We start from the raw sequence: 24,676 nt of genomic DNA on the forward strand, positions 1-24,676 counted from the left end.
CGGGGCGGGCCCGTGGCCCGTTTCTCCGGGGTGATGGGATCACCCCATGACCGACGACCGTCTGACCAGCTTGCCCGCGGGCCTGGACCGCTGGCACACTCCGATAACCGGCACCATAAGAAGGAAAGAAATACATGACTGACCAAAGCGTTAAGTCTTCGACTGGCGAGGGCGCGATCTGGGAGGACACGGTTATCCTAGCTTTCAGAGACCTGCAATGGTCCTACTGGTTGCGTGAGGAGGTCCAACTACGCTCGGCTAGCAAGCAGGATTTCGGGACGCTTTGGGAGAGTGGGCCGGCGGGTGCCTATAAACTTGACGATCGGGCTGAATCGGCGCTGGGCGATATGCTGGCCTCCAACAAGGGGCGGTACTTTTTGATGGAGTTCAAGGCGGAGCGAAGTGGACACTCCGATGAGCGTGGGAAAAGCATGTTCGAGCGCGTGGCGAACTTTCTCACAGAGCCAGACGACAAGACGGCACGGTTTCGCGAGATAGCAGATAAATGCCATTTCGGAGTCTTCGCGACGGACATTGATCCCACTTCAAAAGCGAAAAAGAACGCAAAGAAGATCGAAAAAGTGCCGAACAGTCGAATCCAACTGTGGCTTGGCGCTCATCCGTATCTGGACTGGGTCTATCTGAGCCTCAAAGAAGTGTTGGATGATCCAAAATCCAAGGAGAAAATCCAGAATCTGGTTGACACGAATAGTCGTGTCAACGGGTTTTTAAGTGATCTGGAATCCAATGTTTCTGACAAATGGGAAGTGTTCGGAAGTACGCGGTGGGGGAAGGACACACTGAAACAGGCCTTTCTACGACAGAGGGTGAAGTCGAAGAAAGTTGAACTTGCTAACTTAATCTTGGAACGCTTTGATTTGCTCGAGGAAGCGTTGAAGGGACGCGGCAACCTGTTCTATCACATTAAGCAGCGACTCCGTCACACACAGATTCAAGCCATCGACACGCTCCCGTTCGAAAAGATGGTGTTTGGCCCCCCGCCAGATCTGACGGAGGGTGACGAAAGGCTTCCAACCGGAGCTACGGCACAGGAGATGCGTGAATACCTTCGGCTGCTGATCGGTATTTCTGGACCTGGCCAACCGCCGACACCGACCGGTGGGTGGCCTGGAGACGATCTTAGGTTTAACTTAGTAAGTGTGGATCGATCAAGTGGCCGGATGGAAGTCATTCTGACGGTTCTTACGGGTAAGCAGCTTTACGAGCAACTTCCCGATGAGGTTCAGGGCACGGCACATAAGGGCACATTGGCTGTGAACGGCAAGGGGGAGGAAAGGGAACATGAGGACGAGGTCTAGTACGTCGCGTGCGTTACAACGACAGATGACGGCTTGACATCACGCATTTTCTCACTAAGTTGGGATCTCGCACTCCCCACGCGAGATCCCCATGAATACCCGCCTGATCAAACTGGACGCCACCCTTCGGCTCGTCCGTCGAGCGTTGCGCGAATCCTTCCCCCGCCACACCATCGACGCGTCGCCGAGCCCCACCGGGCGGTGCGGGATCCACGTCACCTGGAGCGACGGCCCCACCGTGGAGCAGGTGCAGAGGGTCCTCGACCCGTTCGGCTTGGGCGGCCACAACGAGGTGCATTGGCACAGCATGAACGGCTCGCCGGTCACGTTCCAGCCGTTCATGCGCGTCCAGCGCTCGACCACCGGAGAACCGGTCGACCCGGTGGCGCCGCAACCGTCGGCGACGCTGGCCAACATCACCACGTTCAACGAGTACCGCGCCTGGTCCGCCCACCTGCGGGAGCTGGACCTCATGCGTCGGAGCAAGCGACTGCTGCGCCGCCTGGAAGGGCAGAGCGCGATGGTCGAGGCGATCACCGCGACTTGACGGGCCCGCGGAACCCGCTAGTAATGGTTGGAGCACCGCGAGAGCGGTGCCGCCACCACTCGCACAGGAGAACCCGCCACCATGACCATCGCTCAACCCGCCCGAACGCAGGCCCCCCGGACCTCCCCGCCGGGCACGATGGTGCGCTCCGAAGCGGCGGCCTACCTGGGCTGCAGCATCTACGCGGTGGACCGCCTCTGCCGCCGCTACGGGGTTGAGCGCACCCGTGGCCCACGTGGCTACAACTACGTGACCCGGGCCGGCCTGGCCAAGATCCGGGCCCAGCTCGACCACATCCGCAGCGGCACGCTGCTGACCGAACGCGAGGCCGCGGCCCGGGCGGGTGTGTCGTACGCGACCCTGCGGACCATCCAGGCGCGCGGCGAACTGACGCTGGCGTTGCGGGCGCCGCGGGCGCGGTATTTCCACCCCGACGCCATCGACGCGATGGTGGCCCGGATGGATCCGGCTGGCTACGTGTCGACGGCCCAGGCCTGCGCGAAGCTCGGCTTGACGCGGCAGCGCGTGTCCCAGCTCGTGCTCCGGGGGCGCCTGCACCCGAACATCAACCCTCGGGGGCAACGGCGATTCGCGGTGGTCGAGCTGGACGCCTACGCGGCGCAGGATCCTGTCCAGGGGCATGGGGCTGCCACGAACGTTTGACCGTGACCGTGCCCTGGCACGGCTTGACCGACCGTAGAAACTTGCAAAGTGCATGGAAGTACGAGAGCTTGATCCGACCGGCCCGGCACCCGCAGGGCCTTCACATCGACAGGAGGGGAACCACATGGAGCAGTTGGGCAACACTTACGAGGACCGTTTCACCGACCCGGAAGACCAGGCGGAACCGGCGCTGGAGTTCACCGCGGACGCGCTGGGCACCGGCGCGATGGGCGGCAAGGTCCCGGTGGTGATCCCGGTCGGCGACGACGTGGACCTGAGCAAGCCGCTGGCCCCGACGCACGACGAGAACAAGGGGTTCATGCGGTTCATGCCGGCCCTGATCAAGGAAATGAACCGCAAGGGCGTGCCGTTCACCATCGACGGCAACACCGGGATCATCACCATCAGCGGGTTCTACAAGAACGGGCCGATGACGCTCGAGGTCGAGGCCAACGACGACATCGTGGCGATCGACAAGCGGGCCCGCCGCAAGGTCATGAAGACCTACGACGATTTGGTGAAGCTCAACTTCTTCTGGTGGCAGCAGTCCACGGGCCAGGGCGTGCCCCGCAACCCGGACCGGCCGTGGCTGGACGCGTTCCTCGATAAGGGGTGGGTGCGCCGGTCCGTGATCTACCTGCCGAGCACGGACCAGGCGCCGGTGGACGACGAGTAAGCCCACCCACTAGGCTGTCGGGCCAACGGTCGCTTAGGCGGCCGTTTTTCGTACCGAGGCGTGGTGGGGCTGGGGGTGTTCACTCTTTGCTCGTAGAATCGTGCGGAACCGTTCCACCGCCACGCCGCACCATGATCATCGACGAGACCAAAATCACATCCTTCCAGAGCATTATCACCGTGGTGCTGCGCGAGCTGCGCGTGGCCCAAGGCATCCACCAGGCGGTGCTCTCCGACCATTGCAACAAGCCGTCGTCCTTCTGGGAGAAGGTTGAGGCAGGTAAGACCAAGCTCGACCTCGACACGTTGCTACGGGTGTGCCGTCCCCTCGATGCCTTGCCGTCCGAGGTCATTTCGACGGCGGAGAAGTACCGCTGGGCCATGGAGCAGCGGGGTTGGTCCGTCCTGCTGTCGGACATCGGCAATGCCGATGCGCTGATGGACCTCGCACCGAAGTATTGGGCCTCGCCTGGCTACCGGTTCTGGCTTGCCAGCGCGTGGGTGGGGCGGACCATCCTCGACACGCCCAGGTTCTTCGACAACGGCTACGCCAAAGGGTGGTACGGTCTGGCGGCGGTCTTCGAGTTCGCGGTCGACGAGGGCTTCCGTGCGACGCAGCTCGACGAGGAACGCAATCGCCCGTTCATCGGCCCGCCGAAACCTGGTTTCAACTTCTGAACGTCGGACATGGCTGATCAGATCGACGCCCCGCGTACCTTGCGCCACCCCCAGGCGATCGCTCAGCGCCGGGCCATGCTCGCGGAGCCCCACATCGCCCCGCTGGCGCTGTACGTCGAGGGCCTGCGGGCGCAGCACCCGACCTGGGAGTTTCAGGACTTCGATCCCCTGGACGGCGGCGTGCAGGCGGACATGCTGTTCCTGCTCGAAAAGCCCGGGCCCATGACCTCGCCCAACGGCAAAAAGCAGGGTTCCGGGTTCATTTCCCGGAACAACGACGACCCCACGGCCGAGGCCGTGTTCCGGTTCATGGAGGAGGCGGGCATCCCGCGCAAGCGCGCGGTCCTCTGGAACGTGATCCCGTGGTGGGACAAGTCGATCAAGTTCACGTCGGCGGAGGTCCGTCGCGGGATCGAGGAGCTGCGCAACCTGCTTCCGTTGCTCCCGTCGATCCGCACCGTGGTGCTGGTCGGTGGCCAGGCCCGTCGCGCGCTCCCCATGCTGCAGGCGCTCCGGCCGGACCTGCGGATCTGCACGTCGGCGCACCCGGGGCGGCAGGTGTACCGCTTCAACCCCGATCAGTGGAAGGCCATACCGGAGCAGTGGCGGGTGGCGGGGCTGGCGGCGCGGCTGGGCCTAGCGTAACCGAACCAGTAGACGACGGTCACTGGGCTCTTTTGCTGGTCTGGCCCGCCACGATGCTCTGCTCGTCTAGAAGGGTTTCGAAGATCGTCGATCCCGGGCAAAAATCTTTCCGCCCGGTTACGCGTCCCCTTAAAATAGGCAAAAGTCCCAACGGCTCAAGGACATGACTACAAACGAAGCTTTTTCCCGGGTGTTGATCGACGCGCTTCTCGCGGACCAGGGTTGGAAGACCACCGACCCGACTCAGGTGCGGTATGAAGTGGTGATGCCGGACGGCACGCGTGCCGACTACGTTCTATGCGACCGGCATGGGCGATCGCTGGCAGTGATCGAAGCCAAGCGCTTCACGACGAACCCGGCGGACGCGGCGGAGCAGGCCAAGCGCTATGCCGAGCATCTGAACGTCCCGTACGTCTTTTTGACCAACGGCGCCGAGCTTCTGTTTTGGGAGTGGCGGGCTCAAGCCCACCCACATCCGGTCAAAACGTTCTTCAAGCAGGACGACCTTGAACGCCGGTTCGCAAGTCTGACGGTCCGTAAGGACCTGCTGTCTGTGCCGATCGACCTGAAGATAGTCGAGCGGGAATACCAGACCAAGGGCATCGACAAGCTCTGCAAGGAAATGCAGCAGGGCAGGCGCAAGTTGCTGGTGGAGATGGCCACCGGCACGGGCAAGACGCGCACGGCCGCAGCATTGATCAAACGGCTTTTCGAGGCCAACGCTGTGACCCGTGTGCTGTTCTTGGTGGACCGTATCCCGCTCGCGAAGCAGACCGAGGATGCTTTCGCCGAGCATTTGCCCGACTACCCGGCCTACGTGCTGCGCGCAGGACGTCGGTTCCAGGACGAGAAGCGGATCACCGTGACCACGTTGCAGAGCATGGTCAACATCTATTCGGAATACTCTTCCGGCTACTTCGACCTGATCATATCGGACGAGTGCCACCGCTCGATCTACGGCCAATGGTCCGGGGTTCTCAAATACTTCGACGGGGTGCAGATCGGACTGACCGCGACGCCCTGCGTCGCCAACCTGGACGATGCGCAGGCGGACGCGGACGACAAGCAGTTCGTGCGCGACACACTGCGATTCTTCGAGGTCGATGAGCCGACCTTTTCGTACAAGCTTAAAGACGCCATTTCGGAAGGCTGGCTCGTTCCATATCAAGTGTACGCAGCGCAGACCGTCAAGACGGCGGCGGAAGGCGGGTTCGAAGTCTACCGCAAAGACCTCGATTGGTCGGCCATGGACGACGAGACGTCCGCTGAGTTCGAGCAACTGTTTGCCAACCGGGATCCGATCGTAATCGACCCGGCCGCGCTCGAGCGAAAGTTCACCATCCCGGAGCGCAACCGTGCCATCGTCCGAGAGTTCCGAGACGTGTTGCAGAACGGGTTCACGGACCAAAAGGGCGTGCTCCGGATGCCGCTGATCGGCAAGACCATCGTTTTCGCGGTCAACAAGAAGCACGCCGAGACGCTGGCCAATCTGTTCGACACCGAGTTCGCCGACAAGAAGCCGTCGCCGGACGTGCGCTACGCCGACTACGTGGTGTCAGGCGCCGGGCCGGACGATACCGTTGACGCGATGGCGAAGATCAAGCGGTTCAAGAAGGAGCAGTTTCCTCAGATCCTCGTGTCGGTCAACATGCTCGACACGGGTTTCGATTGCCCGGACGTCGTGAACCTGGTGTTTGCGCGTTTCACGCGCTCCGCCATCCTGTACCAGCAGATGCGCGGCCGTGGCACTCGCAAAGCCAAAAACAAACCAGTTTTCACCATCTTCGACTTCGTTGGCGTCGTGGCCTACCACGGTGACGAGGATCCGGTCGGAGAGGGCGGCATCGTGGTGTCGAAGACCCCTCGAACAAAGAAGTACGAACCGACACGCCTGCTGTCACTCGACGTGGACGACCACATCGACCCGACCACGCGCGAATGGATCACCATGGACGAGGACGGGAACATGCAGTTCCCCGAGGCGTCTGCTCAGCGCGCCGAAGAACTGGGCGCACGGTTCGAAGCCTGGCGGTTGCAGCAGACCGTGAGCCCGGAGCAAGATCGCTGGCTGCGTATCCTCGGCGCGCAGATTCGCGCAAACGCCGACGATTTGACGGAGTTGTTTCCCGAGCACTTCGCCTACTTCCACACCTTTTCGCAGATGGGTGGCCTGAAAGAGGCCGAGCGCGTCTTCGGTTCGAGTGAGGCCGTACAGAGTCTGATCGGTTCACTTAACGCCGCGCTTTTCCCGATCGACGATTCGGGCGCCCCCGACGCGCCAGCAGATCAGCCGGTCGCGCACTAACATTCATAAATACGCAAGGTAGCACCTATGCCATTAACGCCGAACATGCGGCGGTCAATCGACCAGATTCGTGATTACCTCTTTGGAGGCGGCTATCCCGATCCAGTGTCGAACGCTGAACAACTGTCTTTCCTCTTCTTCTTCTACCTGATCGAAGGTATCGACGCCGAGAACACCATGAAGGCGCGGGTGCTGAAACATCCGTACCAAAGCATTTTCGTCGGTGACTGGGCGGTGAAGAACCCGCTCAACGCCGACCAGGGAAAGAACACCATTCCTCGTGATCGGTTCAAATGGTCGGTGTGGGCCAAGGCGATGTCTGGCGAGGCACTGGTGCGGTTCGTCCGTGACGAAGTTTTCCCGTTTTTTGCCGAGATGGGTGAAAGTGCTGCGCACAACTTCATGGACGGCGCGCGACTGAACATCACGGATCCCACCGTGCTCACGCAGGTCGTAAACCTGGTCGATGGGCTGCGGCTCGATGCGGCAGACGCCGACACGAAAGGCGACCTCTTCGAACACGTCCTTCGTCAGATCAAGCAGGCAGGCGAACTCGGACAGTTCCGCACGCCACGACACATCATCCGCGCTATCACGGAGATCGTTGATCCGAAGATCGGCGAGACGGTCTACGATCCCGCGGCTGGCACCGCTGGCTTCTTGGTCGCGGCATACAACCATATTCGCGTGGCGAACTCGTCGCCCAACGCGGTCGAGACGGTCGAGGTGGACGGCAAGGACCAACGGCGGGGCGCTGGCGACCGGCTCTCGATCGCCCAGAACACGGCCCTGCAAAACGCGACGTTCTTCGGGAACGACGTAGACCCGAAAATGGTTCACTTGGCGACGATGAACCTGATTTTGCGTGGGCTGCCGAACGTTCGAGTTCGCCTGCGCAACGTGCTGACCACCACCATTGAGCGGGAGCAGAAGGAAACGCTTGGCCTGCCGGTGGATGGCTACCACGTGATTCTCGCCAATCCCCCGTTTGCGGGCCGGATCGACAAAGACCGGGTTGTCGAGGATGTCAAGGTCGGGAACAGCACAGCCACAGAACTGCTGTTCCTCAAATACATGATCGATAGCCTTCGTCCAGGCGGCAGATGTGGCGTTATCGTCCCAGAGGGTGTGCTGTTTGGCACCACCGGAGCACATCTCGAACTGAGACGACAACTGCTTGAGAACAACCAGGTTGAAGCGGTCTTGTCCCTCCCGGGTGGGGTCTTTCAGCCTTATTCGGTCGTTAAGACGTCCGTCCTGTTTTTCCGGAAAGGCGGGCGGACAAGCAATGTCCTGTTCCTGCACGCGGACAACGACGGCTACAAAAGGGACGCGAATCACGATTTGCCTATCGAGGCCGACGATTTGCCTGCAGTTGTGCAAGGTTTTCGTGATCGCGAAGAAAGGCTCGCCGCATGGCAGCGGCGAGACGCCAGCACTGAATGGACGGAGAAATGGTGGTTTGCCGACGAGGCAGCGATTCGCGGCAACAGCCTACGGCTTTCAGCCGGTCAATATCGTCCTCGAAGCCAATCGATGGTCGAACACCGTAGTTCCATAGAACTCCTCGACGAGTTGGCGGCGCTCGAACGGGAAATCGTGGAAGAGGTTGAAGCGTTGAGGTTGATAGTGCGGAACGGCGAACAATGAGCAGCATGGTGAGAATACGCGATGTCGTGTCCCAGGATACAGGGACGAGGAATCCCACGCGCCAGCCGGCCGAGAGCTTCGAATATGTGGACGTTGCTGCGATCAACAACGAAAGCAAGACCATCGAAAGAGCGAAGACACTGTTGGGTGCGGACGCACCCAGCCGAGCGCGACGCCTAATCCAGGCCAACGACGTTCTGGTCTCAACGGTCAGACCAAACTTGAACGCGGTTGCTCTCGTCCCAGAACGATTGGGCGGGCAGGTGGCGAGTACAGGTTTCTGCGTGCTTCGCGCAAACGGTCAGGTCCTGCCGCAATATCTGTACTACTTCACTCGTTCTCACGGATTTGTTGAAAACCTGTCGCGCCTTGTTGCTGGGGCCCTGTATCCAGCAGTCACGGATGGGCAGGTATTGGATCAAGAGATACCGATGGTCTCTCCCGAGAAGCAGAGGGATGTGGTGGAGGCGCTGGCTGCGGCCGAAAGCATCGTCAGATTGTGCACCGAGGCGTCTGCAAAAACAGCGGAGCTTCTTCCTGTCATGTTCGTCGAAATGTACGGAGATCCGGCGACAAACCCGAAGGGCTGGCCGTTGCGGCAGGTATCGGATTTCGTCGAAAAGTTCGAGGGCGGGAAGAATCTTCTGGCGGGATCTGAGAACGGGTCACCGTTCCGTATCTTGAAGGTGAGCGCGGTCACTTCGGGGCGCTACCTGGAAGAGGAAAGCAAACCAACACCGGATGGATACCAGCCTCCCGACGCACACCTGGTGCGTGTCGGCGACATGCTTTTCTCGCGCGCAAACACAGAGCAACTCGTAGGCGCCACGGCTCTTGTCGAGAGCACGAACGGGCAAACGCTGCTGCCCGACAAACTCTGGCGTATCGTGTGGTCCGAGCCGGCGGAGCCCGCGTATATGCACGCCCTGTTCCAATCGCGCTACGTACGTCAAGAACTGAGTCGGATCTCCACGGGTACAAGTTCATCAATGCGGAACATTTCTCAGGGGCGCCTTTTCGAACTGAGTTTGCCGGTGGCGCCGTACGACGAGCAGAGAGTGTTCGGCGAACGTGCGACAACGATCAGGTCGATTCAAAGTCAGCGCGCTGCCGCGCTGGAAAAAGCGCAGCAGACCTTTGATGCACTAATGGCAGCGGCCTTTCCGTACTAGGGGCGAAGCGGGTGGCTGGCATTGTGGAACGCGTGCCCTTCGGCCTGGTCAGGCTCCGAAGCGAGCCGAACCGATGGCGATCTTTCGAGTTTGATCGTCGATCGCCGCAGCGGTTCGACCGCGCAGCTACACCACGGGCGGAATCGCAACGCTGCGCTGGTCTTCAGGACGCGCATGGTCTACGGTACGTACTGCAGGACACACCCCATGAGGCCGCCCATGCTCACCGCTCGTTTTCTCCCCGCTGCGCTGCTCGCGGTTGGCATGTTGGCCAGCCCGTTGAGCTGGGCGGAGCAACCGATCAACACCACGAACATCAGCCCCGAGCTGTACGTCCCGAAGGTGCGCTCGCGCAACGGTCAGCCCCCACTGGCCCATTGCCGACAGATCAACCAGGAGGTGAACGGGCACATGGTCTCGCGCCGGCAGTGCATCACCCCGGCGTCGATCCCACCGGACAGCGACGGGTCCTGACGGAACCGCACCCAGCAAGCAAAACGCCCGGCATGACCGGGCGTTTTCACATGGGGCGATCGCGGCTTACTTCTTCAGGCACCCGCCGGGCTTTCCGCAATGCGAGGCGAGGAAGTCGGCCAGGCTGCGGGCCTGCTGGGCCTGGATGGTCCCCGGGGCCTTGCGTTCGACCTCGGTGGCCATCTGGTCGGCACCGGTGAGGACCTTCTCGCGCGTGGCGTCGAGCTGAGCCTGGGGCACCACCTGCGGCGGGGTCGGGAGGGGCACCGGTGCCGGGGGCTCGACCACCACGTTGGCGGGCGCGGGCTTCGGCAGCAGCGAGTTCAGCGCTACCACCCCGCCCACGCACACGGCCGTGACGGCCAGGACGACCCCCAGGATCTTGAAACGCCGGATCCGCTCCTCACGGGGGAGCAGCTTCATCGGCGGGAACCAGAAAAAGAAAAACACGATGGACCTCCCCCTGTTGTGGGCACCCGCGGGTGCGTTACTCACAGCTTAAGACGGTGCGGTGTTGGGCGCAAAGTAATAATGAGCCACTTCGCGCGAAGTAAATCTGAGCCACCTTTCAGTACAGTCAGCCTTTTGCGCGCAAAGGCTGGCGATGCTCCAGAAGGAACAGTGGATGCAAATCCATGTGCTCAAAGCCCAAGGCGTATCGGAGCGCGAGATCGCGCGGCGCCTGGGTATTTCTCGCAACACGGTGGCGCGGTACCTGTCGGCCGAGGACGTGCCGCGCTACAAGCCGCGTGAACCGCGGCCAACCAAGCTCGGAGCGTTCGAGGCGTACATCCTCGATCGCATGAGCGCCGCAGCACCCGAGATCATCGCTGCGCCGGCGCTGCTGCGCGAGCTGCGTGCGCGCGGCTACGAGGGCCAACTGCGAAGCCTGCAGGCTTTCATGAACGCGCATAAGTCCGTGCCCAAGCCAGACCCGGTCGTGAGGTTCGAGACCGAGCCTGGCCGGCAGATGCAGTGCGATTTCGTGGTCTTCCGCCGAGGCACCGACCCGCTTTACGCCTTCACCGCCACGCTCGGGTTTAGTCGGTGGCGCTGGGCACGCTTCACCACCGATGAACGCGCCGAGACGCTGGTCGCCTGTCATCATGCGCTGTTCGAAGCCTTGGGTGGCGTTCCTCGCGAGATCCTTTACGACAACGCCAAGACTATCGTTGTCGAGCGCGATGCATATGGCGACGGTCAACACCGCTGGCACGCCGGCATGCTCGATCTGGCCAAGCGGTACGGCTTCCTACCCAGACTGTGCCAACCGTACCGCGCGCAAACCAAAGGCAAGGTCGAGCGATTCCACCGCTACCTGCGTGGCAATTTCTATGTGCCGCTGGCGAGCCAGCTCAAGCAATCCGGCTTGATGCTCGATGCCGTGACTGCGAACGTCGAGGTGAGTAAATGGCTGCGCGACGTGGCTAACCAGCGAGTGCATCCGGTTACAGGGCTGGCACCCGCGATTCTGTTGGAGCAACGCGAACGGGCTTGCTTGCGCGATATGCCGGGTTACGCGGTGCCCCGATTGCCGGCTCGTGCCGTCGCTCGGCCACGCGTTGATCCAGCAATGTCGATCCAGCACCCGTTGTCCGTCTACCAGCAATTACTGACCGAGGTGCGCGCATGAACTTGCAGCAGGAACGCATCGACGGGCACTGCCAGAGTTTGAAGCTCGAGGGGCTCATGCACCGATACGTCGCTCTGGCCAGCGACGCGGCGGCCAAACAATGGAGTTTCCTCGATTTCCTCGAGAACGCGCTCGCGCACGAACGAGAGACGCGGCAAGTTCGTTCGCGGCAAACACTGGTGCGCATGGCGGGGTTCCCCGCTCTCAAGACACTGGATGACTACGACTACAGCTTCGCCGTCGGGGCCCCGCGCAAGACGATCGACGAGCTCGCCACCCTGCGCTTCATCGAACGGGGCGAGAACGCCGTGTTGCTTGGCCCGTCAGGCGTGGGCAAGACGCATCTCGCGATAGCGATCGGATACGCTGCAACGCAGGCCGGCATCAAGACGAAGTTCATTACGGCGGCGGATCTAATGTTGCAGCTCGAGGCCGCACGCCGACAGGAGCGATACGACGCCGTACTTCGACACAACATTCTCGGCCCGAGGTTGCTCATCGTCGACGAGATTGGCTATCTGCCACTCTCGGGAGATCAGGCCAGCCACTTCTTCCAGATCGTCGCCAAACGCTACGAGCGCGGTTCAATGATCCTGACCAGCAACCTGCCGTTTGCGCAGTGGGACGAGACCTTCGGTGGCAACACCACACTGACTGCAGCGATGCTCGACCGCATCCTGCACCATGCCCACATCATCCAGATCAAAGGAGACAGCTACAGACTGAGACAGCAACGTCAAGCCGGTCACGTCTCGTCATCGAAGAAGTAACGACTGGCTCAGTTTTACTTTGCGCGATCAGGCGCGAAGTGGCTCAGATTTCAAATGCGTTTGACAGCGGCTCAACGTCAAGTACAAGCCGTGCCAGGGCCCGTCTTATGGGCCGTTCATGGGCGATCCGTATGTAGGTTGACGGGTCGATGGAAGCTGCTAGATCTGGACGTGCGCGGCGATCGCAGGTCCCGCGTCCGATCAACCCACACCAGGAGGTACACCACGATGGAGCAGCGGTTCGGCAAAACGATGGAGAAGCTGATCACGACGGCCGAGGCGGCGAAACCGGCCCCGACGTCCTTCGAGCGTTTCGTCCTCCCGGACGTGATGCGCAACTGGCCCATCCTGGACGATCGGGACCGCGTGCCCAGCCCGCCGTCGTATGGGACGTACGCGGACTGATCCCCTCGTGAACCCGTGCTTGGGCGTGTGCCAAGGCACGGATTGCGTTCTGCTGGGGCCCTGCTAGGTTGGAAGTAGGACCTGCAACGATCGCCCGCGGAGGAGACCTTGAGCGACCCCATGAACACCCAGGACTTTGTCCTGCACCCCACCCGAGGCTTGCTGAACCGTCCGGTGTCCCGGGTGGTCACCTTCGGGAAGCGTTCCTACCTGCCGCCCGGCATGCTCAGCGCGGCGGTGGAGGACCCGGCGCCCGTGCGAGCGGCACAACCCGCCCAGCCGGCCCCGGAGCAGGCGGAGTCGACCGTCCTGGACTTCTTCGCGGTGATGCTGTTCAGCCACGTTGTCGGACTGCTGGCCCACTGCCACCTGCTGGGCAAGGCGGTCGAGGTAGGCGTCGAGGCGAACGACGCGTACCGAAAAGGCCCGGGCAAGGCACCGGGTGCGGCAGCGGCGGCATCCCCGACGGGGCGCGTGGCGGTGTTCGGTCCGCGTCGCAAGGCGGGCCTGACGCGCTCGACGGTCAGCTTCGGCCGGCGCTGATCGAGACGACCCGATGAACGCCCGTGAGACCGTCCGCGCTGAAAACCTGCACGTGCCGGCGCGGCTCCTGGACGACCTGCTCTGGACGGTGCAGCGCGGAGCGTTCGGGCCGGAGGTGGACACGGCATACAGCCGTGCGCTGATGGCAGGCATCCGCGACGGGCGTCTGGTGCTCGACGGCAACACCACCGTCCTGTACGACGAACCGAACGGCGTGCTGCACAGCCTCGGCGAGCTGCAGGACGCGTGCGAGGCAGCGGGTGCGCGCCTCGTGGAGCTCGCGCAGATGCACTGACCGATCGCTTGCGATCACCGGCGACAGCCCGATGCCCCACCGTCCCGGTGGGGTTTGTGTGTGGTGGGCCACCCGCGTCCAATCGGTGTCCGGTCAGGCCCGCGCAGGGCACCCGAAGGGGCGCGGACGGTGGCGGTCAGCGCCGCGAGGTGGACGAGGCCGTGGGTCGGCGGTTGGTCTGGCTGGCCCGCGCTCCGTGGGTGGTCGCAGGCACTGGCGCGTTTCCCCGCTTCCTGGGCTTGTACTTGCAGGCGGGGAAGTTGGAACAGGAACGAAACTCCCCGTAGGGGCCGGTGCGCAAGACCAGAACCCCTCGTTTGCACGAGGGGCATTCCTCCTCCTGAACGACCTGGCCGTCGGTGTCGGTGATCGACACCGCGCCGTCCTGCACAAGTTCCCTCAAAAAGCTGGAGCACTGACCGCGTGCCGTGAACATGGCCACGCTGCGCCGTGCCCTGGTCAGGGCCACGTAGAACAGGCGACGCTCTTCCCCGTTAGGGTAGTTGTCCCCGGCGGGCATGGCCAACGCCAGTACCGGGTCGTCGGCGCGCGTGTTCGGGAAGCTACGCCCGCGCAGCACGCTCAGCATTTCCGGCAAGATCACGTAGTCGGCTTCGCTTCCCTTCGATCGGTGGACGGTGAGGAACGACACGTCCACCCAGCGCTCGAAGCGGGCCTTGTTGGCCGGGACGTACTGCCGATCGGCGTTGTAGCGCCCAAGCACGAAGACCGACACTTTCCCGTCTCGCCCAGGTGGGATGCTGCCGTCTTGGACCCCATGGGCCAGTTTCATCACGAACTGGGCGATGGCGTCGGCCAGCTTTTCCTTGTTGTCCACTTGGAACGCTTGCAGCATGGGTCCGATGGGCGGGGTGACCGACGTCACGCGTTTGCTGATCTGCGTTGGGTTCTTCGACACGAACCGGCTGGACACGTCGCACAGCGCCTGGGGGCAGCGGAACGTCTGTTCGAGCTTGAGCACCTGCCCGTGGCCGAACCATTCCCGGAAGCCGGTCATCACCGACACGTCCGCGCCGGCGAAACGGTTGATGGACTGCCAGTCGTCGCCCACGGCGAACAGGTATCGCCCGGGCTTCTGAACCAAGGCGCGGCACAAGCGGGCCCGAGCCCGGGAGGCGTCCTGGAACTCGTCGGCCATGACCAGCTCGTAGGGCGCCTCGTAACGACCACTTTCCAGATACTCGGCCGCCAGGTTGAGCATGTCCTCGAAGTCGATGCCGTCCTCGGCCGCCAACGCGGCGTCCCACGCTTTGATGATGGGCTCGGCGATGTCGAGGAAGAGGCGGTGCCGGTACTTGAACGCATCGTCCGGCAGGGCGTCCAGGCGTTGGCGCAGCGCCGCCGCGTTCAAGCAGTTGCTTTTGGCGTGGCTGATGAACGTTCTCACCAACGTCACCAGTTCCGCGGGTTCCATGGGCTTCTGACCGCCCGAGGGAATCTCGCGATCCGGGTTGGGGTCGAGTTCGACGCCCCGGCGGGTCAGCTCGTTGGCGAGGTGCTTGAACACGTCGCCGGTGCGTACCTGGTGCGACGTTGTTTCGATCAGCGCCGTGCCGCGTTCCCGATGCAACGTGCGTTTCCACTCGACGCCGGCGAGGTAGTCGCCAAAGTGTGGCGGGGCCTTGCCGTTGGCGTCCAGGGCGAAGTGCTCGTGGTACAGATCAATGCCCGGGTAGAAGAAGTCCGGGCGGTATTGGCGATAATCCTCGTCGGCGGTCTTGAACTTGTACCGCTCCTCGTAGAGGTAATCCACGCCGTTGTAAAAGAGCCAGTTGGAGAGGGTGGCCTCTTCTTGGCTGCGCACGCGCTTCCCGTCGGCGGTGAGGGTTCGACCGTTGCCTTGCTCGTCCCAGACGTCCGGTGTGCCGTTCGATCCGAACGTCGGCAGATCCTTGCCAAACACGAACCGGAAGAGGTCCCATTGCGTTCGGAAGGTGGCGGAGCGGTCCTTGAGCTGATCGACGATCTCGGTCAGCTTGCTGATGCCGCCGGCGGCGTCGGTGGCCCAATCCGGGACGTCGGGCTTTTCCTTCGTGGCCTTGCCGATGATGTGAAGGCCCAGGGCGTGGAAGGTTGAGGCTTCCACCGCGACGTCGTCCATGCCCAGCCGCTCGAACGATTTGGCGGCACGCTCCGCCAGTTCGACGGCGGCCTGCTTGTTGAAGGCCAGCATGACGATCCGCTTCGGTGCGACGAAGCCCCGGTCGATCGCATAGGCGGCTTTTGCCACCATGGTGGACGTCTTACCCGAGCCGGCCGACGCAACGACCTGCACGCGGTTGTCGAAGCAGATCACGGCCCGCGCTTGCTCCTCGGTCAGAGGCTTGCGCTCCACCCGGTCGAACAGGTCCTTGCACGCCGTCAACTCGCGCTTCGTATGGGCCGCGTTGAGGGCGGCCCAGTAGGGGCGATGGTCGGTTTCCCATTGGACGAGGGAACGCTCCATCTCGGCAGCTTCCTGGCCGAGCCTGGCGTTCACGTTGGCCTTCGTCATGCGCGCACGAATGGCCTTCACGTCGATGGATGGTCGGGCCGCTTCAATGGCCGCCTGGACCTCGTGCGTGATCCATCGCCGACCGGCTTCTGCAGTCTGCTCTTGCTGGGCCTTGTGGTCCAGCCAATCGAGCACGGTTTGATGAGCGTCACGTAGGAACGCCACGTCCTCGCGGATTTGCTTCTCGACCAGCGCAGCTTCCACAGCACTGGTCAAATCGGTCCCTCGGGCGTTGGGCAACCCGTCCACCTTCACGACCCGCGAGGGGCCTGGGTGGAGCGTGACGTCGGTCCAGAACACGCCCGGATTCACCCGGTACGCGCCAGCGTCGTCGATGTTGACGGCGTGCGTTTTTCCATCCACCGTCAACGACAGTTTCAAGCCTTCAAGGAAGAGGCGCCAGTCCGGCGATCGTGTCAGTTTTCGGCCCCACGTGGAGGGAGCCCATTCTTTTTTCATCGTCTACCCTGCAATAACCCCGGAAACCGGTCTCGGTCATGCCAGAGACCCGGTCGCGCCATGATAGCCTGACGCTGCTTTGCAGGCGGGCGACGGACGCCATGGTCATGCAATGAGCATCTACATCGCTCGTGGCCACAGCATCGAAGGTTGGGTTTTTCGGTTCCTGGCAGGTGTCAACCCGGACCGTACAGCCTCTCCTCAATGGCCGCGTCCAGCCCGGCGACGAAGCGCTCCACGGTGTTGATCGTGGCTTCGAGGGAGGCCTGGCTGACGTGCACCATGGGCGGTGCCAACCAGGTCTGCGCGTCCGGGTCCAGGCGATCGAGCAGCTCCACCTCGCGGGCGTCCAGGAACACCGAGCGCGCGGCGCCCGGTTTCCGGTCGGCGTGCTTGGGCCGGTTGGTGGTGATCTCCAGGTCGTGCTGGATGCTGTTGCGCGTCAGCACGATGTCTTCCAGGACGGCGATGGGCACCGGGCCGTCGGCGAACGGGATCTTGAACGCCTCGGTAAAGATCGTGTCGTAGCCCCGCACCCAGCCCTTCCTGAACACGCGTTTGCGGTCCTCGGGGCTCAGCTCTTCGCAGTGGAGCCTGACGCGCGTTTGCAGGTACGCCTGCAACGCCGACGCCAGCATGCACAGGCACGCATGGCCCAGGACGTCGATCGAATCGTTGGCCTCCTGCCATTCGACCATGAACGCGGGTTCCGGGTCCTCCGAGTACGGCGGTACAAAGGGCTCTTCCTCGTTCTCGATCTTGGTCCGGCGTTCGACGAAGGGCGCCGACGAGCGGGCGTAAAGCTGCCGGATGAAATCCAGGCGTTGGTTCAGAAACCAGGCCACGTCCATGGCGGTCCCCCGATTGCATGAGTTCGAAACGTTGCGCCCGGCACCTTGACAGCACCGGGTGCCGTGTCCGCTTACGCGGTTGCGCGCGCCTTCTTTTTCTTGACGTATTCGTCAACGAAAGCCTTGATGCCCTCGCTTCGTGGGAAAGCCTTCTTCGCCTCGGCGGGCGCGACGATGCCCGCGTCGAGGAGACTGGCCAGCCCATCCTTCCACCGTGTGAGGAGTTTGTCGTTCAGGAACTGTTCGATCTGCTCGAACGTGGCCACGTTGTCGATCGGCGCGCTGGTAGCCACGTACAAATCGGCGACCACCTTGTTCCCATCCTTGGACGGGAGGGGTGTGGTGGCTGCAATGGCGATGATGCGGGCCAGCAGGTCCGCCTCCATGTCCGTCCCGCCACCCGCGCGCATGGTGCTCATGAACACGTTCATAACGTCGGCGCCATACGTGCCGCAAATCAGCAGCGCGTCCTCGCTGTACTTCAACAACAGTTCGGGTTCGGTGTAGCTGGGATGGTAGATCAAGCGGCGATAGCCCTGGGCGTAGGCGCTCTCGATCGACGGCAAGAAGGGCAGTTGCCGGATCGCTTCTGGCACGTCCCAGTCCTTCGATGGCGTCGAGCGGTGGCGCGCCATGATGCGGGCGGCCGGACCGGCGTGCTCGGTCAGCGCCAATGAGGCCGCCACGAGGTCCATCGCGGAATGTTCGGCGATGACGGCGGACCCGAACAGCAACAAGCCGTTCGTACGTTCGGCGAGCGCATCACGCAAAGGTCCAACGAGCGGCGTCGGCAAAGCGTCGGCGGTTCCCGCCGGCGTGACCGGTTCTATCGTGGGCCATGCTCCGGAGAACGGCACGCGCGCTTGCAACTCGCCCTCGTCGGTGACGACGCCGATCAGTGCCGTTTCTTCGTCCACGTGCCCGTCCCTGGACGTGACCATGAGCCGAACGTCCTCGTGGAGCATCTCGGGCGTCGGGGTGTCGAGCAGTACCGCGACACGATGCCCCGAGTCCAGCGCGTACCGGCAAGCGGTTTCAAGACGGCTCGCAGTTCCATCCCAGGATTGCTGGTCGAGTTCGAGAGGGCCGACCACCAGCAACGTACCGCTGGGCACACGATCCAGGCCGGACGACCAGAGGCCGTATTCGCCCAGGTCGATGGCGCTGGACCATCCGTTGCCGGCGCGTTCGGCGTAGAGCAGCGCGCCGTCGGTGGCGTCCTCGTACACCTCCAATAGGGCGTCGATCGCCTTCTGGGAGGTCGCGATATAGACGCCGGGAACGGGACCCGACGGCCAGATCTGCGGGGCCCCGCGGGCGACGACCGCACCGGGCGGCGACAGCGCGACAAGCAACTCCTGCGGCGACATGTCGACCGCGAAGCGCTTCTTCAGGCGGAACGCCAGGCGGCCGGTTGAGGTGGTGTCCAGCTCGGCGGCGGCGACGCGCTCGGGGAACGCCATCACCTCGGGCCAGTTACGAAGCCCGGGCAGCGCTGCGATCAGGTCGAGCGCCTGGCCATGACCAAGGGAGGGGTGCGTGGGCTGCAAAAGGCCGCGGACGAGCCCGGCCAGCAGCTTCAACTGCTGCGTATCCATTGCTTTCTCCAGGGCGGTAAATCCGGTGCACGCTTTGCGGACCGCCCATCGAAAACAAGGACTATGGAATGGGGTGGGTGCGGTGGAACATCGTCTTCGTCATGCCCCGGAGGGCGCGTGCGGCAGGCGACGACAGCCTGGGCACACTATAGCAGGAAAAATGCGCCCATCCGCACCGCTCAAAGGTGCTCGCGCACGCAACGCCGGCATCGGTTCACCGTGCCGTCGGAAGCCCCTCCCACTCGGTCGTGTAGCTGGGCGTTTTCGCGTTCTGGCTCATGTGCCAAGCCTGGTGACCCTCGACGTTCCCCACCCGCAGGGTCCCGCGTCCGAAGCGATCGTTCACGGCGTCCAGCGCGGCCATCAGGCGCTCGCGTCGTGGCGCGGGCCCGGCGAACAGGTCGGCTTGCTCCACCGTTCGGTCCGTCAGGTCCAGCAGCATCACCCCCGCCTTGGCGTACTTGAAGCCCGGCTTGTACAGGCGGGCCAGGCCGGCCAGCGCGGCCTCCACCAGGCGCAGGGTGTCGCCCACCGGGACGGCGAGCGGCACCACCACCGCGGCGCTGTACTGCTTGTCCTTTTTGCGAAACGCGGACGTCTGGATGAACACGTGGACCTGGCCCGCCTTTAGCCCCTGGCGTCGCAGGCGCTCGGCCGCGGTGGCGGCGAAATCCCGCACCGCGATCGACAGGTCCTCCTGGGTCAGCACCGGGTGGCCGAACGACCGGGAGCAGATGATCTGCTTTTGCGGCTGGGCCTCGGCCTCGAACCCGTAGCAGGCGATCCCGTTCAGCTCGTGCACCGTGCGTTCGAGCACCACCGAGACGGTGGACCGGACGAACGACGGGCTGGCCCGTTTCAGGTCCAGCGCGGTGGCGATCCCGTCGGCGACCAGGCGCTCCCGCAACCGGCGGCCGACGCCCCAGACCTCGCCGACCTCGACCAGGCCCAGCAACTCGTCGCGATCGCGCTCCGGTAGCGCGGTCAGGTCGCACACCCCCGACCACGGGCGCCCGACGTTCTTCTTCGCGATGTGGTTGGCCATCTTCGCCAGGGTCTTCGACGGGGCGATGCCCACGCAGGTCGGAATCCCGATCCAGCGCAGCACGCGCTCGCGCATCAGTTGGCCGTAGACCGTCAGGCTCCCGGCGAGGGTGCCCATCCCGGTGAGGTCCACGAAACACTCGTCGATCGAGTAGACCTCCTGCACCGGGCTGAACTGGCCGAGGATGGCCATCATCCGGGCGGACATGTCGGCGTACAGGGCGTAGTTGCTGCTCAGCGCGACCAGGCCGGCCTCCTGCACCAGGTGGCGGATCTGGAAGAAGGGCACGCCCATTTTCACGCCCAGGTCCTTGGCCTCCTGGGACCGTGCCACGGCACAGCCATCGTTGTTCGACAGGACGATGAGCGGGCGCCCCACCAGGTCCGGGCGGAACACCCGCTCGCACGAGCAGTAGAAGTTGTTCCCGTCGACGAGGGCGAAGGTCGGCATGGCTCAGGCCCGCACGCGTACCCGGGTGGCGAGCACCTGGCGCAGGTTCCAGGTGACCACGCCCCATACGGTCATTTCCTGGGCGTCGGAGAACACGATGGGCGCGTAGGCCGGGTTGGCCGCCACCAGCTTCACGATCCCCCCGCGGCGGTACAGGCGCTTGACCGTGAACTCCCCATCGACGCACGCGAGCACGATCAGGCCGTGCTTCGGCTCGATCGAACGGTCCACCACCAGCTTGTCCCCGTCCCAGATCCCGGCCCCGCTCATGCTGTCGCCCTCGACGTTGAACAGGAAGGTCGACAGCGGGTTGAGGACCAGCACGTCGTTCAGGTCGATGCGACGCTGGGCGTGGTCCTGGGCGGGGCTGGGGAAGCCCGCCGGCACGCGCGAAAGCGCCTCGACGATGAAAAGAGCGGCCGGGTCCTCGGCGAGGGGGACGGGGTGGTTCATGGTGATGCAAATACTGTATGGATATACAGTCTAGCAGGTGAGGTTGCCGTTGGGGAGGTCGACGTGATCGCGACATCCCTGTGGCACCGGGGCTTTTGATTACAATCGTCGGACATAGGGTGGGGCTGACGACACGGCTTGGCAGCCCCGCAATGCGTGCCGTTGCGCGAGGGCGGGAGAATCCTGTGCGCTGCGGTGGCGCCCAAAACGACAACAGACGGGAGCGGTTTTGAGCATTCAAACGGTTTCGGGGTCGCAGTTCGCCAGAATGTTTTGCCTTCGCCCAACGCAATACGCATGGCTTTTGGGGGCGGGTGCTTCAGCCGCTGCGGGAATCCCCACCGGCTATGCGATGATCACCGACTTCAAAAAGCGGATTTTTTGTGATCTGTCCGGGGCCAAGCTCAAGGAGGTTGATGCTGACGATCCGCTCTGGATCCAACGCATCGACACGTTCCTTGCGTCACGCTCGGTCCTCCCGCCGCCGAACGATCCCACGGAGTACGCCGCGGCATTTGAGGCGGTCTACCCAACACCGCAGGACCGGCGAAACTACATCAGCCTGGCGGTGCAAAAGGGCACGCCGTCCTACGCGCACCGGGTGCTTGCAGGGTTGATCACCACCGGTCGCGTCCCTTGCGTGTTCACGACCAACTTCGACAGCCTAGTGGAAACCGCGGCGACGGTGACCGACCAGCTCGTGGCTCCCGATGACCGCGCTAACCTGTCGGTGTCGGGGATCGACAACGCGGAACGTGCGATGCACGCCCTCGGCGAGAGCCGCGCGCTCTTGGCGAAGATCCACGGCGACTATCAGTCGGTCAGCCTGAAGAACACCACCGACGAACTGCGTGAGCAGGACGCGCAAATGCGTACGGTCCTGACAAGTGCTTGCGGTCGGTATGGCCTGATCGTGGTCGGCTACAGCGGGCGCGACGCTTCCGTGATGAATGCTCTGAACGATGCCCTGGCCCAGCCCACGCCGTACCCCGCGGGGATCCATTGGGTAACCCGATCGACCGACGGATTGTTGCCGGACGTCCGGGCCTTTCTCGAGGCCGCGGCGGCCAAAGGCGTGCGGGTCACGGTCGTCGAGTGCCAGACGTTCGACGAGTTGGCGGCAGACATTGCCGATGGTTCGACGTGGCCGCAGCAGCTCGACGCCCACATCGGGTCGTTCGCTCCGCCCAGCGTGGTTAGACCGGTGCCGTTGCCAACCAAGGAGCACAGCGCTTTCCCCATTCTTCGTTGCTCGGCCATCCCAGTGCTGGAGATGCCGAGGGTGGCGAGGCGCATCACGCTGGAGCGGAGCGTGACCACGCCGGATGCTCGTCAGATGCTGAGGGACGCCGACGTGTGGGCGATCGTCGCCAGCAGAGGAAAGGAAATAGCCGCGTTCGGGAATGACGAAGAGCTGGCTCGTGCCTTCGGACCAGCGGGCGGGCGGCTCGACGGTACGGTCAACCTGGCACCCGCCGACGACAGTTGGGCGCTCGGACTGCTATACGACGCTTTGACGCGAGCCGTCTGCCGAAATCGTCCGCTGAGGGTGCGCTGGCGGCGCAGTGGTCATGCGGTGATGGTTCGAGGTGACTCGGACAAGGAAACGCCGCAAGCGCGCGAGACGCGGTTGGCCCGGCAGGCCAGACTGCGGAACGCGTATTCGAGCGCGCTATACGGGAAGACGCCTCAGGGGTACCCCTTCCAGGAAGGGGTAGAGCTTCACCTGGAGCAGGCTGCCGATCGCTGGTGGTTGACGTTCGAGCCGGCCACGTTCGTCGACGTCCCTTATCCCGAACCCGCACAGGATCGCCCAGACACCGAAACTAGCCTTGACCGTCCGCGCTTCGTCGACCCCACCATCGACTGGCGGCGGGAGCGATGGGCTCAGCGCTACAACCACGTTTGGTCGGCCATCATCGACGCGTGGGCCGATACGCTGGCGGGCGATGGGAGCCGCGTTCTGCTGACGACGGGCGTTCCCCAGGACGAAGGCATCGACGCCGTGTTCAAGGTTTCGCCCATCACGGCGTGGAGCCGTCCGAGCCATGAGCATGCGTACTTCCAAAGGAACCAGTGACCATGGACTACAACCTTTCGAAGGCGCCATCGTTTTCCTTGCTGGACGAGCCGGCCCTCACGTTTAACAGCGAAGACACAGACCTCGACGAGAACCCGCTGCGCGGCCTTTTGCGTTTCGGTGCCTACAACGGCAAGACGTTCGAGGGCTACACCCCGAAGCTTCGTGTCGCGACAATCGCCCCTGCATCAGGTTGGCCGAAGCTCAAAGGCTTGGTGGACACGATCCGATCAGGTCACGAGGCGAGCGACCGGCGCAACTACGTGCCGTCGTTCCCCGGATTTGAAAACCTGTTTCGCGTTCCGCTCGTCGCGGGGCCGAAGGACGTGCACATTAAGTGGCCCGACGATCTCATGGCCCTGGCGCGTACTGGGGCGCCCCATGAGCGGTTGTTTTCGGCGATGTCGGAAGCCATGGCGCGTCTCGATGCGTTGCACGATCAGTTTGATGTCGTCTTGGTACATCTCCCTGATGCGTGGGCAACGGCATTCACGGCCAACGGATTCGACGCCCACGACGCGTTGAAGGCCCTTGGAGCCCGGTACGCCATCCCAACGCAGGTCATCAACGATCGCGTTTTCACATTCCGGCTCAAGGCGTCGTTGGCCTGGCGCCTGGCCATCGCGCTCTTCACCAAGGCGGGCGGCATTCCCTGGAAACTCGCGCCGATGGTCGGTGTACCAGAAGACACGGCCTATATCGGTCTCGCCTACGCGTTGCGCGGGGACCCCAAGTCCGCGCAGTTCGTCACGTGCTGCTCGCAGGTGTTCGACGCGGACGGCGGTGGCATGCAGTTCGTCGCTTTCGAGGCCAAGGAGCAGGTGGCGGATCCGCGCGAAGCCAGACGGAACCCGTTTCTCAGTCGGAGCGACATGCGGGCGGTAATGGCACGTAGCCTGAGCCTCTACCTTGGGCGTAATGGTGGACGGCTGCCGCGACGTCTCGTCGTCCACAAAACGACGTCGTTCAAGGACGAAGAACTCCAAGGCGTTTTCGACGGCCTGTCGACGGTTCCAGAGGTGGAGTGCATCGAGATCGGCAGCAGCGCCACATGGCGTGGCGTGTGGCTGAAGCAGGGAAAGAAGGGCGGACCCAAAAGTGTGCCTGATCGAGCGCCGGTGCCGCGGGGAACTGTCCTCACGCGAACGGACCGGTCGGCGCTGTTGTGGGCATCGGGCAATGCCCCGTCGGCAGCGCTCAGCGGTGCCTTGTTTTTCCAGGGAAGCAAGAGCATTCCGCGCCCGCTCAACATCATCCGTCACGCGGGCAGCGGTCCGCTGGAAGTTGCTGCGTTGGAAACCCTCGCGCTGACCAAAATGGACTGGAACAACGACGCGTTGTACGACCCGGTTCCGGTGACCATTCGCTATTCGCAACGGCTCGCACGTACCATCGCGAATGTGCCAGATCTTCCGGGGCATGCGTACCCCTATCGCCTCTTCATGTGACTG

23 protein-coding genes are annotated in these 24,676 nt (G+C 63.3%); 17 read left to right on the forward strand and 6 right to left on the reverse strand.

The window, feature by feature from the left end:
• The first annotated feature begins 134 nt into the window (after positions 1–134).
• From BKK80_RS08385 to BKK80_RS08430, 10 genes are all read left to right on the forward strand, one after another.
• Entirely contained in the window at positions 135–1,319 is a 1,185-nt protein-coding gene (locus tag BKK80_RS08385; protein ID WP_071068872.1) for a hypothetical protein, read from the forward strand.
• 91 nt (positions 1,320–1,410) lie between these two features.
• Positions 1,411–1,866, forward strand: coding sequence for a hypothetical protein (locus tag BKK80_RS08390; protein ID WP_071068873.1), 456 nt, complete (start codon positions 1,411–1,413; stop codon positions 1,864–1,866).
• Positions 1,867–1,947: 81 nt separating this feature from the next.
• Positions 1,948–2,529, forward strand: a complete 582-nt coding sequence (locus tag BKK80_RS08395) for a helix-turn-helix domain-containing protein (RefSeq protein WP_071068874.1) — start codon at positions 1,948–1,950, stop codon at positions 2,527–2,529.
• 124 nt (positions 2,530–2,653) lie between these two features.
• Complete coding sequence (locus BKK80_RS08400; RefSeq protein WP_071068875.1) at positions 2,654–3,205, forward strand: hypothetical protein; 552 nt, start codon at positions 2,654–2,656, stop codon at positions 3,203–3,205.
• A gap of 131 nt (positions 3,206–3,336) precedes the next feature.
• Positions 3,337–3,882 carry a helix-turn-helix domain-containing protein gene (locus BKK80_RS08405; protein ID WP_071068876.1) on the forward strand — a complete coding sequence of 182 codons (546 nt, stop codon included), beginning with the start codon at positions 3,337–3,339 and terminating at the stop codon, positions 3,880–3,882.
• 9 nt (positions 3,883–3,891) lie between these two features.
• On the forward strand, positions 3,892–4,527 hold the full coding sequence (locus BKK80_RS08410) for a uracil-DNA glycosylase (protein WP_071068877.1): 636 nt from the start codon (positions 3,892–3,894) through the stop codon (positions 4,525–4,527).
• 163 nt (positions 4,528–4,690) lie between these two features.
• A complete protein-coding gene (locus tag BKK80_RS08415; RefSeq protein ID WP_071068878.1) occupies positions 4,691–6,832 on the forward strand; it encodes a DEAD/DEAH box helicase family protein in 2,142 nt (713 codons plus the stop codon).
• 27 nt (positions 6,833–6,859) lie between these two features.
• On the forward strand, positions 6,860–8,482 hold the full coding sequence (locus tag BKK80_RS08420) for an HsdM family class I SAM-dependent methyltransferase (protein ID WP_071068879.1): 1,623 nt from the start codon (positions 6,860–6,862) through the stop codon (positions 8,480–8,482).
• Positions 8,479–9,654: a restriction endonuclease subunit S domain-containing protein gene (locus tag BKK80_RS36290; RefSeq protein WP_157903172.1), complete on the forward strand. Its 1,176-nt coding sequence runs from the start codon at positions 8,479–8,481 to the stop codon at positions 9,652–9,654. The genes BKK80_RS08420 and BKK80_RS36290 overlap by 4 nt, the downstream gene beginning before the upstream one ends.
• A 219-nt stretch (positions 9,655–9,873) precedes the next feature.
• Positions 9,874–10,128 (forward strand): hypothetical protein, encoded by a 255-nt coding sequence (locus tag BKK80_RS08430; protein WP_157903173.1) that lies wholly within the window; start codon positions 9,874–9,876, stop codon positions 10,126–10,128.
• Between the two features lie 66 nt (positions 10,129–10,194).
• Here BKK80_RS08430 and BKK80_RS08435 read toward each other — a convergent pair whose 3' ends face one another.
• Complete coding sequence (locus tag BKK80_RS08435) at positions 10,195–10,551, reverse strand: hypothetical protein (protein WP_157903174.1); 357 nt, start codon at positions 10,549–10,551, stop codon at positions 10,195–10,197.
• Positions 10,552–10,732: 181 nt separating this feature from the next.
• On the opposite strand from BKK80_RS08435, the gene istA reads away from it, so the two are divergent.
• The 5 genes from istA (at position 10,733) to BKK80_RS08455 (ending at position 13,774) form a co-directional block, all read left to right on the forward strand.
• On the forward strand, positions 10,733–11,761 hold the full coding sequence (istA, locus tag BKK80_RS08440) for an IS21-like element ISBcen13 family transposase (RefSeq protein ID WP_071068883.1): 1,029 nt from the start codon (positions 10,733–10,735) through the stop codon (positions 11,759–11,761).
• Complete coding sequence (gene istB, locus BKK80_RS08445) at positions 11,758–12,531, forward strand: IS21-like element ISBcen13 family helper ATPase IstB (RefSeq protein ID WP_006482411.1); 774 nt, start codon at positions 11,758–11,760, stop codon at positions 12,529–12,531. Before istA ends, istB begins: the two co-directional genes overlap by 4 nt.
• Positions 12,532–12,759: 228 nt before the next feature.
• Positions 12,760–12,936, forward strand: coding sequence for a hypothetical protein (locus tag BKK80_RS36295; RefSeq protein WP_157903175.1), 177 nt, complete (start codon positions 12,760–12,762; stop codon positions 12,934–12,936).
• Positions 12,937–13,056: 120 nt separating this feature from the next.
• A complete protein-coding gene (locus BKK80_RS08450; RefSeq protein ID WP_071068885.1) occupies positions 13,057–13,479 on the forward strand; it encodes a hypothetical protein in 423 nt (140 codons plus the stop codon).
• Positions 13,480–13,492: 13 nt separating this feature from the next.
• The gene (locus tag BKK80_RS08455; protein WP_071068887.1) at positions 13,493–13,774 is read left to right on the forward strand and encodes a hypothetical protein; all 282 of its coding nucleotides are present in this window, start codon (positions 13,493–13,495) and stop codon (positions 13,772–13,774) included.
• A gap of 136 nt (positions 13,775–13,910) precedes the next feature.
• Here BKK80_RS08455 and BKK80_RS08460 read toward each other — a convergent pair whose 3' ends face one another.
• The 5 genes from BKK80_RS08460 to BKK80_RS08480 form a co-directional block, all read right to left on the reverse strand.
• Positions 13,911–16,748, reverse strand: a complete 2,838-nt coding sequence (locus BKK80_RS08460) for a UvrD-helicase domain-containing protein (RefSeq protein WP_071068889.1) — start codon at positions 16,746–16,748, stop codon at positions 13,911–13,913.
• A 176-nt stretch (positions 16,749–16,924) separates the two neighbouring features.
• Complete coding sequence (locus tag BKK80_RS08465; protein WP_071068891.1) at positions 16,925–17,599, reverse strand: hypothetical protein; 675 nt, start codon at positions 17,597–17,599, stop codon at positions 16,925–16,927.
• 71 nt (positions 17,600–17,670) lie between these two features.
• A complete protein-coding gene (locus tag BKK80_RS08470; protein ID WP_071068893.1) occupies positions 17,671–19,197 on the reverse strand; it encodes a hypothetical protein in 1,527 nt (508 codons plus the stop codon).
• 214 nt (positions 19,198–19,411) lie between these two features.
• Complete coding sequence (locus tag BKK80_RS08475; protein WP_071068895.1) at positions 19,412–20,692, reverse strand: Y-family DNA polymerase; 1,281 nt, start codon at positions 20,690–20,692, stop codon at positions 19,412–19,414.
• Positions 20,693–20,695: 3 nt separating this feature from the next.
• The gene (locus BKK80_RS08480; RefSeq protein WP_071068897.1) at positions 20,696–21,145 is read right to left on the reverse strand and encodes a LexA family protein; all 450 of its coding nucleotides are present in this window, start codon (positions 21,143–21,145) and stop codon (positions 20,696–20,698) included.
• Between the two features lie 352 nt (positions 21,146–21,497).
• On the opposite strand from BKK80_RS08480, the gene BKK80_RS08485 reads away from it, so the two are divergent.
• Both BKK80_RS08485 and BKK80_RS08490 read left to right on the forward strand, forming a co-directional pair.
• Positions 21,498–23,225 (forward strand): SIR2 family protein, encoded by a 1,728-nt coding sequence (locus BKK80_RS08485; RefSeq protein WP_084545515.1) that lies wholly within the window; start codon positions 21,498–21,500, stop codon positions 23,223–23,225.
• Between the two features lie 2 nt (positions 23,226–23,227).
• Complete coding sequence (locus tag BKK80_RS08490; protein ID WP_071068901.1) at positions 23,228–24,673, forward strand: argonaute/piwi family protein; 1,446 nt, start codon at positions 23,228–23,230, stop codon at positions 24,671–24,673.
• Positions 24,674–24,676: the final 3 nt, after the last annotated feature.

It is taken from the genome of Cupriavidus malaysiensis (assembly GCF_001854325.1).
Taxonomy (GTDB): domain Bacteria; phylum Pseudomonadota; class Gammaproteobacteria; order Burkholderiales; family Burkholderiaceae; genus Cupriavidus; species Cupriavidus malaysiensis.